The sequence below is a fragment of the Rhizosphaericola mali genome, from assembly GCF_004337365.2.
GTDB lineage: Bacteria > Bacteroidota > Bacteroidia > Chitinophagales > Chitinophagaceae > Rhizosphaericola > Rhizosphaericola mali.
The window spans coordinates 2,358,547-2,373,180 of record NZ_CP044016.1 but is presented as its reverse complement, the minus strand read 5'-3'; the positions used below and the strand labels follow the sequence as shown (position 1 = coordinate 2,373,180).

Here is a 14,634-nt window from a genome sequence, read left to right as displayed (position 1 = left end):
ACTAATATTAAAATAACCAAAACCATTTAGAAGTGCATTAGCAGGTAAAATTAAAATAAATCTTTAAATTTCAAATATTTATTGTCAATGATTTTTTATTATTTGATAAAATAAATACAGAAATATCCGCTAGAAAGTGGAGTTCATAATATGTTTTTACGAATTGAAATTGTAGTTTATGTGCCAATTTTATGGAGGCTAGATTGTGATTGTTTGTAATGAGGGAAATTGTAGATTGAGATAAAAGTAACTGCTGACACATTTTAGCTGTGATTTCAAAAGCATATCCATTTCCAGTAAATTCATCTAAAAAAGCAAATCCTAGATCCGGATATTCTAAAAAATCTCGTTTCGTAATGCCGCACATACCAATTGGTTGATTCGTTTCTTTTAAGATAACAGCACCAAAACCAAAGGTATATTGATTATATAATTTTCTGCATTTTGTTTTGTGTAAATGCTTCGATCTCCGATATTTTCAATCCAACCATTACAATTAAATAATTCAATTAAAAATTCAGCATCCTCTAATTCAAATTGCCGCCATTTAAGCCTTTCTGTTTCTATAAGGAATTGATTTGGTTGATATTTCATACAGTTAAAATAAAACTTTTTTGCTATTAATGAAATTGAAATTAATATTGCCTCAATGAAAATTTTGATCATTCGCTTTTCGTCCATTGGTGATATCGTTTTAACTACACCTGTTATGCGCTGTTTGAAAGAGCAATTGGATGGCTGTGAAATCCACTATTTGACAAAAAGTAATTTTAAGGGGATAATTCAAAATAACCCATTTATAGATAAAGTTTTCTTATTGGAAAATAATCTACCAGAAATTATTACTCAATTAAAATGGGAAGAATATGATGAGGTCGTTGACCTGCATCACAATCTGCGTACTTGGAGAATTAAGCGAAAATTAAAGGTGAAAAATACACATTCCTTTGATAAACTAAATTATCAAAAATGGTTACTTACTAAATTTAAAATCAATCATTTACCCAAAATTCATATTGTTGATCGTTATCTCGCTACAGTTGGTCATTTGGGGGTGAAAAATGATGGAAAAGGTTTGGATTATTTTATTCCAGAAAAAGATCATTTAGCTAATAATTTGTTCCCAGATTTTTGTAAAAATGGATATGTGGGCGTAGTTATTGGCGCTTCTTATGAAACCAAACAATTGCCTGTCAATAAATTAAAAGATTTATGTCACAATATTCAACAGCCAATTGTTTTATTGGGTGGAAAAGAAGATGCTAAAATAGGTGAGGAGTTGGCTTATCTATATCCCAATAAAATATGGAATACTTGTGGGCAATTTAATTTGAATCAAAGTGCCTATTTGGTTAAAATGGCAGATTTTATCATTTCAAATGATACCGGTTTGATGCATATTGCCGCTGCCTTTCATAAAAAAATTATATCTATTTGGGGAAATACCGTACCGGAATTTGGAATGAATCCTTATTACGGAGCTCAAAAAGTATTTTCATTCGAAAGCCAAGTACAGGATTTAAAATGTCGACCTTGTAGTAAAATCGGACATCATTCTTGTCCCAAAAAGCATTTTAAATGTATGATGAAGCAAGATGTAGAAGTAATTGTAATTCAATTAAATAATTAAAAAAAGCGATAAGGAAAACCTTATCGCTTTTTGTCAGACTGATACAATCATTTAATTTAAAGTTGACATGTCAATAACAAAACGATATTTTATATCACTTGCTAAAACTCTATCGTAGGCTTTATTTACATAATCAATTGGTACAATTTCCACTTCAGGATGTATTTGGTTTTCCGCACAGAAGTCTAACATTTCTTGTGTTTCGGGAATTCCTCCAATACTTGAAGCTGTCAATACGCGATTACCACCCATCAAAGATCTTCCCATGATTTCCATCGGAACAGGAGGAATGCCAACACAAATGTGTACACCATTTACCTTCAACATTTTCAAGTACATGTTGTAATCGTGTGGTGCGGAAACCGTGTCAATAATAAAATCAAAATAACCATCCAATGCTTTTAATTGCTCTGGATCATTCGTATTGCAAAACTTATGTGCGCCTAATTTTTTGGCATCTTGTTCTTTAGATGGGGAATGACTTATCATGGTAACTTCCGCGCCAAAAGCTACACCAAATTTTACCGCCATGTGTCCCAATCCGCCAAGACCTAAAACGCCTAATTTGTGTCCTTTGCCAACTTTCCATCTACTCAAAGGAGAATAAGTTGTTACGCCTGCACATAAAAGAGGTGCAGCTTTGGAAATATCCAATTTATCTGAAATATGCAAAACGAAACTTTCATCTGCTACAATTTGGTTGGAATATCCACCATAAGTTACGGTGCCGTCTGCATCTTTTGAATTGTATGTCCAAACTGTTTTTCCTTTCAAGCAAAATTGTTCTTGGCCAGATTTGCAATTTTCACACTCGCCGCAAGAACGAACCATACATCCAATACCTGCAAGATCACCAACTTTAAATTTGGTTACTTCCGATCCTACTTTTTCAATTTTTCCAATGATCTCATGACCTGGTACGATGGGATAAAATGCAGGAGCCCATTCGCTCTTAACTTGGTGAATATCAGAGTGGCAAATACCACTATATAAAATTTTAATTAATACATCTTTTGCTCCGACTTCTCTTCTTTCAAATTCCCATGGAGCTAATCCACTTGTAGCGGAACTAGCTGCATACCCTTTTGTTGTAATCATCTAATGTTTGTTTATTGTTCGTAATTGTATCAAAATTTAACACGGAAATATTAAAATAGTTTATCTGCTACTTTTTTGTCGTGTCCATATATGTCATTTCTAAAATTCAATTTTCCATCATCATCGACCCATGAAGTAAAATATACCAAATATACTGGAACTGGATTTTTAACCGTCACCCAAGTTTCCACCTTATTCTTATGCATTAATGAATCAATTTTATTGGAAGTATATCTTGTAGAATCATTTCTCAATAAAAATCTTGCCATCTTGGGAGGATCAGATAAACGAATACAACCATGGCTCAGGCCTCTGTTGGAAGAGGTAAACAAATCATGATTGGGTGTATCATGTAGATAAATATCGTAATCATTTGGAAATAAGAACTTTACAGTTCCTAGTGCATTATTTTCACCTGGTTTTTGACGTACATCTACGGGTTCGCCTTTTTTGTTATATCCTGTAATTTCCATATTATGACTGGCGATATAATTTGGATCTCGTGCGATGCCCGGAATGATTTCATTTTTAATAATACTCATGGGCACATTCCAATAAGGTGCAAATACTATATACTTCAAATTGCCAGTGAAAATTACCGTTCCGTGTGCTGCTGAACCGACGATTACACGCATATCAAAATTGGGTTCGCCATTTTCATACACATGCAATTTGTATTCAGGAATATTTACCCAAATATACGTTTCTGGTAAAGTAGAAGGGAGCCAACGCGTTCTTTCCAAATTCACCAAAATCTTACGAATTAAAGTATCTAAAGGAGTATTGATAGATCTTACAAATCCTGGTCCGATGACGCCATCTGCAGATAACCCCATTCTATTTTGATAAGATTTAACCGCCTCTTGCATATTTTCATCAAAAACATCCGAACCATCATTATCTGAAAGATCTTCTAATAAACTTAAGCGTTCTTTGATCTCCGGAATTGCTGGATTTTGATCATTTAATTGCAATTTGTTGATATTCACAACAATATTATTCCAATCGGGGTGCTCTTTTTTTAAAGCTGCATATTTGAGAAAATATTCATTGAGTTTTTTGTATGCAGGGTTTAATAATTGATCGAATACTTGCGCATTTCCTCCACTTTTTAAAGAAGAATCTAATAGATTTTTTAAATCTATTTTTTTTCTTGGAATAAACCATCCAATCTGTGTTGCATCAATATTGGAACCGCCATACAATTTGGAAGTATATTTAAAAAATGATCCTGTGAAATACAATTCTGCATTAATATCATGTGGATTTAAATGCTTGCTGGAAATATTTTTTGCGTTTTTATATTCATCATATAATTCGTATAAACGCTTGTCATATAAGGAACTATCATGATTTTGCTCCATATAATTATTGATCAAACTGATAAAATTACCCGCTTGTTCAATCAATCCAGTGCTGTCAAACCATGCAGATTCAAAATTTCTTTCTTTATAAAAGTTTAAAAAAGGTTCTTGGAATCTGGATAGCGCTTTATCTGATGCTACATATTGTTTGATCAAATTGCTATCAATAAATATATTGTTGAAGGATGTTTTTTCTGTAATGCTTGTGTCTTGAACTGCTACAGGCGCTTCTTTCTTTTCCTTTTCTTTACAACTTAAAAATAGAACGGTCAGCCCGATAGCTAAAAGTAAATAGTTTTTTAAAGGTCTAATCATTTTGTATTTCAATTATTTAAGAATGATTTAACTGAAGAAAAGTCACCCCAACGATTCCCGCGGTTTCCGTACGTAGACGATTTTCGCCTAAACTAACAGATTGATAACCAATTTCTTCTGCTAATTGTATTTCATTTGGAGAAAAATCACCTTCAGGTCCTATTAATAATCTTACATTTTCTCTAATGGACACAGCGGGCAAATAATCTTTTTCTCCATTTTCACAATGAGCTATCAATTTTTGACCCAAAAACGGAATTTGGATAAATTTTTTAAAAATTTGAGGCTCTTCCATAATGGGTAGATAGTATTGTTGACTTTGCAACATTGCGGCGATTAGGATGTTTTTCATTCGATCCAATCTGAAATGCGCTTTTTCCGTATTATCTGTTATTAAGGGGATAATTTCTGAAATTCCTAACTCTGTTGCTTTTTCCAAGAACCATTCAAATCGTGCATTATTTTTCAATATTCCAATGGCGATACAAGTTTTTTTATCATTTGCTGGAATAATTTCTTTGCTAATAATCTGCACTTCAGTGTGTTTTTTATGTTCCAAATTAATTGCAGCAACGATTTTTACACCCATGCCATCCGTCAACAAAATTTGTTCGTTTTTTTTCATTCGTAATACTTGAATGCAATGTTTACTCGTATCTTCTGAAAGTGTAAAATATTCTGTTGCGGTATTACAAGTTGGTTCATAGAAAAAAGGAAGTTGCATAATTTTGTCCAATATTTTAGAATTGCGAAGATATTTCAGTTTTTCTAATACTTTGACTGACATTATGTAAGTAATCTTTGCCTATTTTCCTTTGGCATTTTAATTGCCCAATAGAGTATCTCAATAAGAATAAATATAAACGAAAGGAATTAATGACAATCTGTCGTTAATAGAAGATATAATATGTATAAAAAGAAATTTTTCGAAGATCAAGATAATGGAGATGCTGGTTTTTTGCCGATTATTCCCATTAATGAGAATGAAATGGATCAAGATAAAGACTTGGTAATTCCAGATAATATTGGTTTGCTTCCATTGAGAAATACGGTGCTTTTTCCTGGTGTCGTAATTCCGATAACTGTAGGTCGTGACAAAAGTATTGAAGCGGTAAATGATGCCTACAAAGGCGATAAATTGATTGGCGTTTTAGCACAAAAAGATTTGAGTGTGGAAGATCCAACTGCCGAGGATCTTTGTCCCATCGGAACGGTTGCGAAGATTGTCAAATTAATCAAAATGCCAGATGGTGGCACCACGGTTATTATTCAGGGTAAAAAGCGTTTTCAATTAGGTAAGATCACTCAAGAAATTCCTTATTTCCGTGCAGATATTCAATTGTTGGAAGAAGGGGATGTGAAGAGTTCGGAACATTTCGATGCATTATTGAGTAGTGTAAAAGAAAGCGCTGCGCAAATCATCCAATTGACTCCAAACATGCCACAAGAAGCTTCGGTAATTTTGAAAAATATCGAAAACCCAAACTTCTTGATCAATTTCGTTAGTAGCAATTTGAATAATGAATTGGGTGAAAAGCAAGCGATGTTGGAAGAAAATGATGTCGTGAAAAGAGCAGAAATGCTTGTCGCTTTATTACAAAAAGAATTACAATTTGTAGAACTTAAAAATAAAGTCACGAACAAAGCGCGTATTGAAATTGATAAGCAACAACGCGAATATTTCTTACAACAACAATTGAAAAGCATCAAAGACGAGTTGGAAGGCGGTGATGCGAATGGCAAGGAAGTAAAACAATTAAAGAAAAGAGCGGAAGAGAAAAAATGGCCTCAAGCGGCTCAGGATATGTTCAATGCCGATATTGAAAAGTTGGAAAGAATGAATCCAGCCACGCCAGATTATTCCGTGATTTATAATCATATTGATCTTTTGCTTAATCTTCCGTGGAATGAAGTGACAGAAGATAATTACGATTTGGATCATGCGCAAAAGGTTTTGGATAAAGATCATTTTGGTATGAAAAAAATCAAAGAAAGAATATTAGAATATTTGGCTGTATTGAAATTGAAAGGGGATTTGAAAAGCCCTATTTTATGTTTTGTCGGACCTCCAGGGATTGGTAAAACTTCTTTGGGTAAAAGTATCGCCAAGGCAATCGGTCGCAAATATACGAGAGTGAGTTTGGGTGGTGTACACGATGAAAGTGAAATCAGAGGACATCGTAAAACCTATATCGGTGCGATGCCAGGACGTATTTTACAAAATTTAGCTAAAGTTAAATCTTCCAATCCAGTAATGATTTTGGATGAAATAGATAAATTGGGTTCTGATTACAAAGGAGATCCATCCTCTGCGATGTTAGAAGTTTTGGATCCAGAGCAAAACAATAATTTCTACGACAATTATTTGGAATTGGATTATGATTTAAGCAAAGTATTATTCATCGCTACCGCAAATAGTTTGAAAGAAATTCAACCCGCGTTGAGAGATCGTTTGGAAATAATTGATTTGAGTGGATACGCAATTGAAGAAAAGGTTCAAATTGCCAAACAGTTCCTTGTTCCAAAAGAAAAAGAAGCACATGGTTTGAAAAAAGTGCCTTTGCGTCTAAGCGACAAAGTTTTAGAAAAAATAATTCAATCTTATACACGTGAAAGCGGTGTACGTGAATTGGATCGTCAACTCGCTTCTGTGATGCGCAAAATGGCAAAAGAATATGCTATTCATGGAGAGATTGCACCGACAATCAAAGCGGAAGATGTTGCAACGATTTTAGGGCCGGAGATTTATTCCAACGATCTATATAAAGTTGCACACATGCCAGGTGTAGCTGTTGGATTGGCTTGGACTTATGTGGGTGGTGATATTTTATTTATAGAAACTTTGTTGAGCGATGGTAAAGGAGAGCTGAAATTAACAGGTAATTTGGGTGATGTAATGAAAGAAAGTGCGATTACGGCATTAACTTATTTGAAAGCACATGCCAAAGAAATCGGAATCGATCCAACTTTATTTGAAAAGAAAACTATTCACATACATGTACCAGAAGGTGCTACGCCAAAAGATGGTCCGAGTGCAGGTATTACGATGTTGAGTGCATTGGCTTCTGCGTTTTCGGGTAAGAGGATTCGACCTTACTTAGCTATGACGGGTGAAATTACATTGCGTGGTCAGGTTTTGCCTGTTGGAGGAATTAAAGAGAAGATTTTGGCAGCAAAAAGAGCTGGATTGAAAGAAATCATTCTTTGTGTGCAAAATGAAAAAGATATCAATGAAATCGAACCAGAATATATTAAAGGTTTGAAGTTTCATTTCGTCAAGGAAATGAAAGAGGTTTTGAAAATTGCAGTAAATCTTTAAATTAAAAGACCAACGAAATGTTGGTCTTTTTTATAAATATGAAAATATTACCAACCGTTGCATTAATCAGTGTAAAAGAAGGAAAATTACTTTTGGCATTTAGTAAAAATAAAAATGCGTGGTATCTGCCTGGTGGTAAATTGGACGAAGGCGAAACTCCAGAAGATGGCTTGATACGTGAAATTAAAGAAGAGCTTAATTTTGATTTGGATAAAAGTCAATTAAGATATTTCGGGCATATTTCAGCTTGGGCTTATGGAGAAGCAAAAGATATCAGAATGGAACAAGAATGTTTCGAATATGACTTATCAATGGAAATACAACCTTCCCATGAAATTTTGGATGCTAAATATTTTTCCAAAGAAGAGTATTTATTACAGTCAGCACAAGTTGAAGGTGTGTTAATAGCTTTTGAAATGTTAAATGAAAAATAAACTCTACTAATCGAGGGCTTAATTGCCCTATATCAAATAAATAAAAATATAATTAAAAAACTAACTTTCATTAGTGAAATTATTTATATTCGTTCTAATTAAGAAACTTTCAATCAATTTTTAATTACGATATAGCGATATGAATTTACATGAATACCAAGCGAAAGCTTTATTGGAAAAATACTCCGTGCCTACACAAAAAGGAATAAATGTATCGACTTCCATTGATGCGGAAGATGCATACGAAAGAATTAAACAAGAATTTTCAAGTAATTTTGCTGTATTAAAAGCGCAAATACATGCAGGAGGACGTGGTAAAGGAACCATTATAGGAAAGGATCAACGTGGTGTTGCCGTTGCAAAAAATAAAAATGAAGTAAAAAATATTGCAGATAATATTCTAGGTGGTACTTTAGTTACCATTCAAACGGGCCCTGAAGGAAAATTAGTTAATTCTGTGTTTGTAGCTCAGGACGTTTATTATCCTGGTCCTAATCCAGTGAAGGAATTTTACATTTCTGTTTTATTTGATAGAGAAAAAGGAAAAAATGTAATTATATATAGTACAGAAGGAGGGATGAATATTGAAGATGTAGCTCATGATACTCCAGAAAAATTGTTTAAAGAGTGGGTTATGCCATTCGGAACTTTAGAGCCTTTTCAAGCTAGAAGGATAGCATTCAATTTGGGATTATCAGGCGATGCATACAAAAATGCCGTAAAATTTGTAACGAATTTATATAATGCCTATTTAGGTATGGATGCGGCATTAATCGAGATTAATCCTATGTTCAAAACAAGTGATGATAAAATTATCGCTGTTGATGCCAAAGTGAATATTGATGATAATGCCTTATATCGTCATCCAGAATTACAAATTTTGAGAGATATTCGAGAGGAAGATCCTACGGAAGTCGAAGCTGGAAAATACAATTTGAATTTTGTAAAATTGGATGGAAACGTAGGTTGTATGGTCAATGGTGCAGGTTTGGCTATGGCGACAATGGATATGATCAAATTAAGCGGTGGCGAACCAGCAAATTTTTTGGATGTGGGTGGAACTGCCAATGCACAAACTGTGGAAGCTGGTTTTCACATTATTCTAAAAGATCCAAATGTGAAAGCAATTTTGATTAATATATTCGGTGGTATTGTTAGATGTGATAGAGTGGCAGAGGGAGTGATCGAAGCATTTAAAAAAATTGGAAACATAAATATCCCGATTATTGTAAGGTTACAAGGAACTAATGCGGAAGAAGCAAAAATAATGATTGATAACAGTGGACTAAAAGTTATCTCTGCAATCAAATTAAGTGAAGCTGCTGAACAAATAAAAAATGCTTTATCTCCAGTATTTGCTTTATAGAAGATATTTGCTAATAGACATAAAAATCCCCCATTTTTTAAAAAATGGGGGATTTTTTTATTTGGATTTGTTTTCTTTAAATCTTTTATCCAATGTTCCGTCTTTTTTTAAATGCTTTGCTGTAGTTGTAGGACTTGCTTTGGAACTATTAAATCTTTTGTCCAAAGTGCCATCTTTTTTGTAATGTTTTGCGGTGTCTGCAGCTGCAGTAACTTTTGTTTTAGCTTTTGCTGCTGTCTTGGTCGCTGATTGTGCAAAGGTAACAGAGGTAAATAAAACCAGAGCCATCAACGCTGAAAGGATTTTTTTCATAATTTAATTTTTAATTTAGACTATTCAAATTTTATAAAGATTAAAATTAATACAAATTATAGGAAAATATATATTAAGGATTTAGGATTTCTTAAACTTATTTTTATTGTAAAACAGTTAATTTAGCAGCAATAATATTAAAAATATTTATGAAAGGTAGTAATCTGTATTCGATAGCAATCATTAGTGCTGGTTTGATTTCTTTGACAAGTTGTGTGTCAAAAAAGAAATTGTTGGATAGCCAGATTGCATATAGATATTTACAAAATGATAGTGCTCGATTGGCCAACAAAGTGGCAGAACAAGGCAATGAAATTGATCAATTGAATCAAAAAATCAGTGATCTAAATGCGCAAATTGAAAAATTGAATAAAGAAAATGATAATCTTGCGCATGATGCTAATTCAAATCAAAAACAATTAGATGAAAATCGTAGGAACTTACAAAGTCAAATTGCTAAGACACAGCAATTACAAGCTTTACTAGATGCTCAAAAAGAAAAAGCAAATGCTTTAAGGCAAAAAATGGTAGATGCTTTGAATGGTTTTAGTTCTAAAGAATTGACTATTTCTCAAAAGAATGGAAAAGTATATGTCAGTTTGCAAGAAAATCTATTATTTCCTTCCAATAGTGCCACTGTAAATGAGAAAGGTAAATTAGCGTTAGCAAAGTTAGCAGACGTATTAAATCAAAATCAAGATATCTCTGTTGATATTGAGGGGCATACAGATTCTATTCCTATTCGTGGTGGTAAATTCCAAGATAACTGGGCTTTAAGTACCGCAAGAGCAACTTCAATTGTTCGTATTTTGGTCAATGATTATAAAGTAAAACCCGAAAGTGTAGTGGCGTCTGGTCATAGTTCTTACGATCCTGTAGATACTAATACAACTCCAGAAGGAAGAGCGAAAAATAGAAGAACAGAAATTATATTATCTCCAAAATTGGATGAGTTATATAAATTAATCGAAGGTAATTAAGCCTTACCCATTTTATTATTTCGGAAGTCTGCAAATGCTTTTTGAATGCTCTTCAAAACCTGCAAACGCTGATTTCCATATAGTAAATTATTTTTAATTCGAATATAAATATCTTTTTTCGTGGCTAAAATATCCTGTGCAAATTCTTGTTCGGGATATTTTTTTTGCATGTATTTGAAATTTCTAATCATGTAGTAAAGACGAATGGGACTGTGTAAACTGCGCGTTGTCATTTTTCCAGATTTAAAAGATCTAAAGTTTTTTACTTCTCCAAGCGAATGGTGAAAAACGATATTTTTAAATTTGACTAATTTATAACCCAATTGCACACACTGATAGCAAAAATCCTGATCAACGGCATCAATAAATAATTGCTCGTCAAAGCCATGCGTTTCTTTATAAGCTGTCAGATTTACAATACTTCCAGATGTGATTAGATTTAAAGTATAATCAAAAGCACAACCAATCGCTTGCGGCTCTTTTGTTTGGACAAATCCGAAAATAGCTGTTTCCTCATAATGAGGAAATGATATAATACAGTTTATATATTCTTCCATTTTCTCTAGATCAAAATAAGAATCCTGATCCATCGTCAATAACCACTCATAACCATCGGCAATCGCTTTCTTGCAAGCAATATTTAATTGAACGGAAATTCCAAGATTTTCATTTTTGGAGATATATTCTATTTTATTTTTATCTGAAATAGCAGCAATCAATTCTTGTTCATTGCTTTGTAGCGAATTGTCTAAAACGTACAATTTCTCTACAAATGGAAGATATGTTTCGATATTTTTCCAAGTCGATGATGGAGGATTGTACAAGATAACGGACGCGGCTAATTTTTCCTTCATTTTATTAAAATAGAATCTTTACTTTGCTGCAATATAGAAAATAGTAACGTAATTCAATTTTTCCAATACAATGTCGCCATTTATTTCCATTTATATACCTGCTTATAAAAATGAGTTTTATTTGCAAAAGTTATTGGATTCCATTGTGTTACAAACATGGAAGGATTTTGAGGTTATTATTTCTGATGATAGTCCCAATCTGGATGTTGCTAATTTAGTAGATAGATATAGGGATAAATTAAAATCTATTCATTATTGCCATAATCGTCCTGCTAAAGGAATGCCAGCAAACTGGAATTTTGCAATAAAAATGTGTAGAGGAGAGTGGTTAAAAATTATGCATGACGATGATTGGTTCACAGAAAGTGACAGTTTGGAAAAATTTGCTAATGCCGCTAAACTATCCAATGCTAAATTCATTTTTTCCGCTTATCAAAATATTCAATTAAATACTGGTGCTTTAGATAGTTCAAAACGACTTTCTGCTCTATGGAAAAAGCAATTAGAACAAGAACCCTTGATATTGATGAGTTCGAATGTAATTGGTCCTCCGAGTGTGACGATGGTTCATAGAAGTCTGTCGGATGTATATGATGAACGCTTGCGTTGGCGCGTAGATTTAGATTATTATATTCGAATTTTACGACAAACTCGATTTGTCTATTTAGATGAAATTTTGGTAAATATTGGGATGAGTGACATTCAAATAACGCAAGAAGTAAAATATCAAAAGCAAGTGGAATTGCCCGAGGCCATGATTATTTTGGAAAAGTATGGTTTGGCGTCTTTTCGAAATATCATTGTATTTGATAGTTGGTGGAGATTGCTACGCAATTTAGGAGTTAGAGGTTTTAAGGATACTTCATCCTATGTTGATTCCGATAAATGGCCGGAGATTATTCGAAGGATGATAAATGCGCAAAGTAAAATCCCCGTATCAATTTTGAAAAATGGTCTTTTTTCTAAATTATGGATGACTTGGAATTACAATCAACTTGTAAAGAGAAAAAAGCTCGAAAGGAATTGGAAATAATTAATTTACAATACTTTTGAGCAAATTTTTAGGATGGTTATTGGTAATGGATTGGTAGCGAAAGCTTTTGAAATATATAAAAATAATAATGATTTTGTCGTATTTGCATCTGGTGTTTCCAATTCTTCAGAAAGAAATCCCGAACCATTTGAAAGAGAGAAAAAATTACTATTAGAAATTATTCATAATTATCCTGATAAGCATTTAATCTATTTCAGTACATGCAGTATTTACGACGAGGAGATGAAAACAACTCCTTATGTTTTGCATAAATTGGCTTTGGAAAAACTAATTCAAGATCACAGTAGTAAATGGAATATTTTCCGGATTTCCAATCTTATCGGCAAAACGGAGAATCAAAATACGATACTTAATTATCTTTATTTACGTATTAAAAATTATCAACACTTTACAGTTTGGAAAGGCGCGGAGCGCAATATTATTGATATTGTAGACGCTTTCGCTATTATTCAAACTATACTTGTAGATTCCAAAAAGGAAAATCGAATTTTAGATATTGCCAATTTGCATAACTATAAAATAGAAATTATAGTTGACGCTATCGAGGTTTTGGTGAATAAAAATGGAAACTATAACTATGTAGATAAACCAAGTCAGCCCAATATTCCCATGCTGAATATGGAAAATTATATTCCATTTTTAAATACTATTTTTACAAATAATTATTTGCAAAACGTATTAAAAAAATACTATCGATCGTAATGACTTATAAAGGAGCAAAAAGAAAATTCTTTTGGGAAACTATTGCAATGTCACCCTTTGTGCTTTTGGGAAAAATTGTAGGAAGTATCTATAAATTAGATAAAAAATACGATTTATTTTTCTTCGTTCCTAATGGAGATATAGGTGGTGCTCCCAGAGTGAATGTAGATATTTTAGAATGCTTAAAGGATAAAAATAAATTGGTGATTTTCTCTAAGATTCCCAAGAATAATCAATTTTTAGAACGCTTTGCATCCGTTGAAAATACCAGAATTATTGATTTAAGTAAATATATCGATCATAAGATTATTCATTTTGTCAATTTCTTTTTCCGTGGAGTGATTTCAACATGGATTAATAAATCCGAAGATCCAATGATTTTTGGTGGAGAATGTTTATTTTTTTACAAAATGTTGGCACATGTCAAATCTTCCACAAGGAGAATCGAACTTTGTCATCTGAATACTTGGTTGCCATATAGTATCGGCTGGGTGGATAAGATCGATCATCGAGTAGTAAGTACAAAAGAGCTACAAGAAAAAATCGAAACGCAATATCAAGAGAATAATTTACCAAAAAAATACTTTGAAAAAGTAATATTTTGGGATAATGCGATAGATATTCCAGCCTATAAAGAAAGTGAAAATGAAATACTTGAAGTGGTATTTGTAGGACGTGGAGCGCCTCAAAAGCGTGTTTATCTAATAGCAGAAATTGCTAAGAAAATGTATGATGCTGGAGATAAAGTACATTTTTCGTTTGTGGGCGATGTTGAAAATGTATTTGATATTAAAGAATATTTCTTTTGCACATTTTATGGAAATATTTCTGATCAAAATAAGATGGATCAGATTTATGATCAATCTGATGTACTTATTTTAACTTCTGCATACGAAGGATTGCCTTTAGTTGTCATGACGATGATGGCTAGAAATAAAGTTGTACTCTCAACTGCCGTTAATGGGATTCCAGATTATATTCACCATAAAGAAAATGGATTATTGATTTTTTCCAAAGATGAAAAGGAGATCGTTGAGGAAGGAATGAAAAATATTAGATTATTAATTGATCAACCGGCATTAAAAAAATCCTTAGGAAAAAGAAATCAAGAGATTGCCAAGGAAAAATTTGGTCGCGATGTTTTTTGTCAACATTATAGAAATTTAATTTTAAATAGTAAAAATTAAAGGAGTATAATTATCTGCC

15 protein-coding genes are annotated in these 14,634 nt (G+C 32.8%); 8 read left to right on the top strand and 7 right to left on the bottom strand.

Translation table 11 applies throughout. The annotated features are described in order from the left end of the window. Positions 1-70: 70 nt before the first annotated feature. Together E0W69_RS20850 and E0W69_RS10405 are read right to left on the bottom strand one after the other, a co-directional pair. The gene (locus E0W69_RS20850) at positions 71-397 is read right to left on the bottom strand and encodes a GNAT family N-acetyltransferase (RefSeq protein ID WP_131331945.1); all 327 of its coding nucleotides are present in this window, start codon (positions 395-397) and stop codon (positions 71-73) included. After that, on the bottom strand, positions 391-594 hold the full coding sequence (locus E0W69_RS10405; protein ID WP_131329997.1) for a GNAT family N-acetyltransferase: 204 nt from the start codon (positions 592-594) through the stop codon (positions 391-393). Before E0W69_RS10405 ends, E0W69_RS20850 begins: the two co-directional genes overlap by 7 nt. Before the next feature lie 55 nt (positions 595-649). On the opposite strand from E0W69_RS10405, the gene E0W69_RS10400 reads away from it, so the two are divergent. Beyond that, a complete protein-coding gene (locus E0W69_RS10400) occupies positions 650-1,630 on the top strand; it encodes a glycosyltransferase family 9 protein (protein ID WP_131329996.1) in 981 nt (326 codons plus the stop codon). Between the two features lie 51 nt (positions 1,631-1,681). Here E0W69_RS10400 and E0W69_RS10395 read toward each other — a convergent pair whose 3' ends face one another. The 3 genes from E0W69_RS10395 to E0W69_RS10385 are packed head-to-tail and all read right to left on the bottom strand — an operon-like array spanning position 1,682 to position 5,194. Further along, entirely contained in the window at positions 1,682-2,728 is a 1,047-nt protein-coding gene (locus E0W69_RS10395) for an NAD(P)-dependent alcohol dehydrogenase (RefSeq protein ID WP_131329995.1), read from the bottom strand. Positions 2,729-2,778: 50 nt separating this feature from the next. After that, positions 2,779-4,407 (bottom strand): L,D-transpeptidase family protein, encoded by a 1,629-nt coding sequence (locus tag E0W69_RS10390; RefSeq protein WP_131329994.1) that lies wholly within the window; start codon positions 4,405-4,407, stop codon positions 2,779-2,781. Positions 4,408-4,423: 16 nt separating this feature from the next. Then, the gene (locus E0W69_RS10385) at positions 4,424-5,194 is read right to left on the bottom strand and encodes an RsmE family RNA methyltransferase (protein WP_225321228.1); all 771 of its coding nucleotides are present in this window, start codon (positions 5,192-5,194) and stop codon (positions 4,424-4,426) included. 120 nt (positions 5,195-5,314) lie between these two features. On the opposite strand from E0W69_RS10385, the gene lon reads away from it, so the two are divergent. The 3 genes from lon to sucC all read left to right on the top strand — a co-directional run bounded on the left by lon (position 5,315) and on the right by sucC (position 9,526). Beyond that, positions 5,315-7,726 (top strand): endopeptidase La, encoded by a 2,412-nt coding sequence (lon, locus tag E0W69_RS10380; RefSeq protein WP_131329993.1) that lies wholly within the window; start codon positions 5,315-5,317, stop codon positions 7,724-7,726. 38 nt (positions 7,727-7,764) lie between these two features. After that, a complete protein-coding gene (locus tag E0W69_RS10375; RefSeq protein WP_131329992.1) occupies positions 7,765-8,160 on the top strand; it encodes an NUDIX hydrolase in 396 nt (131 codons plus the stop codon). A gap of 139 nt (positions 8,161-8,299) precedes the next feature. Further along, positions 8,300-9,526: an ADP-forming succinate--CoA ligase subunit beta gene (gene sucC / locus E0W69_RS10370; protein WP_131329991.1), complete on the top strand. Its 1,227-nt coding sequence runs from the start codon at positions 8,300-8,302 to the stop codon at positions 9,524-9,526. Between the two features lie 57 nt (positions 9,527-9,583). Here sucC and E0W69_RS10365 read toward each other — a convergent pair whose 3' ends face one another. After that, on the bottom strand, positions 9,584-9,838 hold the full coding sequence (locus E0W69_RS10365; protein WP_131329990.1) for a hypothetical protein: 255 nt from the start codon (positions 9,836-9,838) through the stop codon (positions 9,584-9,586). 149 nt (positions 9,839-9,987) lie between these two features. On the opposite strand from E0W69_RS10365, the gene E0W69_RS10360 reads away from it, so the two are divergent. After that, positions 9,988-10,818 (top strand): OmpA/MotB family protein, encoded by an 831-nt coding sequence (locus tag E0W69_RS10360; RefSeq protein ID WP_131329989.1) that lies wholly within the window; start codon positions 9,988-9,990, stop codon positions 10,816-10,818. Here E0W69_RS10360 and E0W69_RS10355 read toward each other — a convergent pair. After that, a complete protein-coding gene (locus E0W69_RS10355) occupies positions 10,815-11,672 on the bottom strand; it encodes a glycosyltransferase (protein WP_131329988.1) in 858 nt (285 codons plus the stop codon). The genes E0W69_RS10360 and E0W69_RS10355 overlap by 4 nt on opposite strands. 121 nt (positions 11,673-11,793) lie before the next feature. Between E0W69_RS10355 and E0W69_RS10350 the strand changes: the two genes are divergently transcribed. Genes E0W69_RS10350 through E0W69_RS10340 form a run of 3 tightly spaced genes read left to right on the top strand, consistent with a single transcriptional unit; the run spans position 11,794 to position 14,615 of the window. Beyond that, positions 11,794-12,705, top strand: a complete 912-nt coding sequence (locus E0W69_RS10350; RefSeq protein WP_191967814.1) for a glycosyltransferase family 2 protein — start codon at positions 11,794-11,796, stop codon at positions 12,703-12,705. Between the two features lie 33 nt (positions 12,706-12,738). Continuing rightward, positions 12,739-13,428, top strand: a complete 690-nt coding sequence (locus tag E0W69_RS10345) for an NAD-dependent epimerase/dehydratase family protein (RefSeq protein WP_131329986.1) — start codon at positions 12,739-12,741, stop codon at positions 13,426-13,428. Further along, entirely contained in the window at positions 13,428-14,615 is a 1,188-nt protein-coding gene (locus E0W69_RS10340; protein WP_131329985.1) for a glycosyltransferase family 4 protein, read from the top strand. Before E0W69_RS10345 ends, E0W69_RS10340 begins: the two co-directional genes overlap by 1 nt. The last annotated feature ends 19 nt before the right edge of the window (positions 14,616-14,634 follow it).

Excerpts from the sequence above, each read along its gene's own strand:
- E0W69_RS10365 (WP_131329990.1), bottom strand. The coding sequence starts at position 9,838 with ATGAAAAAAATCCTTTCAGCGTTGATGGCTCTGGTTTTATTTACCTCT.
- E0W69_RS10405 (WP_131329997.1), bottom strand. The coding sequence starts at position 594 with ATGAAATATCAACCAAATCAATTCCTTATAGAAACAGAAAGGCTTAAA.
- E0W69_RS10360 (WP_131329989.1), top strand. The coding sequence starts at position 9,988 with ATGAAAGGTAGTAATCTGTATTCGATAGCAATCATTAGTGCTGGTTTG.
- E0W69_RS10375 (WP_131329992.1), top strand. The coding sequence starts at position 7,765 with ATGAAAATATTACCAACCGTTGCATTAATCAGTGTAAAAGAAGGAAAA.
- sucC (WP_131329991.1), top strand. The coding sequence starts at position 8,300 with ATGAATTTACATGAATACCAAGCGAAAGCTTTATTGGAAAAATACTCC.
- E0W69_RS10385 (WP_225321228.1), bottom strand. The coding sequence starts at position 5,194 with ATGTCAGTCAAAGTATTAGAAAAACTGAAATATCTTCGCAATTCTAAA.
- E0W69_RS10345 (WP_131329986.1), top strand. The coding sequence starts at position 12,739 with ATGGTTATTGGTAATGGATTGGTAGCGAAAGCTTTTGAAATATATAAA.
- E0W69_RS10395 (WP_131329995.1), bottom strand. The coding sequence starts at position 2,728 with ATGATTACAACAAAAGGGTATGCAGCTAGTTCCGCTACAAGTGGATTA.
- lon (WP_131329993.1), top strand. The coding sequence starts at position 5,315 with ATGTATAAAAAGAAATTTTTCGAAGATCAAGATAATGGAGATGCTGGT.
- E0W69_RS10390 (WP_131329994.1), bottom strand. The coding sequence starts at position 4,407 with ATGATTAGACCTTTAAAAAACTATTTACTTTTAGCTATCGGGCTGACC.
- E0W69_RS10340 (WP_131329985.1), top strand. The coding sequence starts at position 13,428 with ATGACTTATAAAGGAGCAAAAAGAAAATTCTTTTGGGAAACTATTGCA.
- E0W69_RS10355 (WP_131329988.1), bottom strand. The coding sequence starts at position 11,672 with ATGAAGGAAAAATTAGCCGCGTCCGTTATCTTGTACAATCCTCCATCA.
- E0W69_RS10400 (WP_131329996.1), top strand. The coding sequence starts at position 650 with ATGAAAATTTTGATCATTCGCTTTTCGTCCATTGGTGATATCGTTTTA.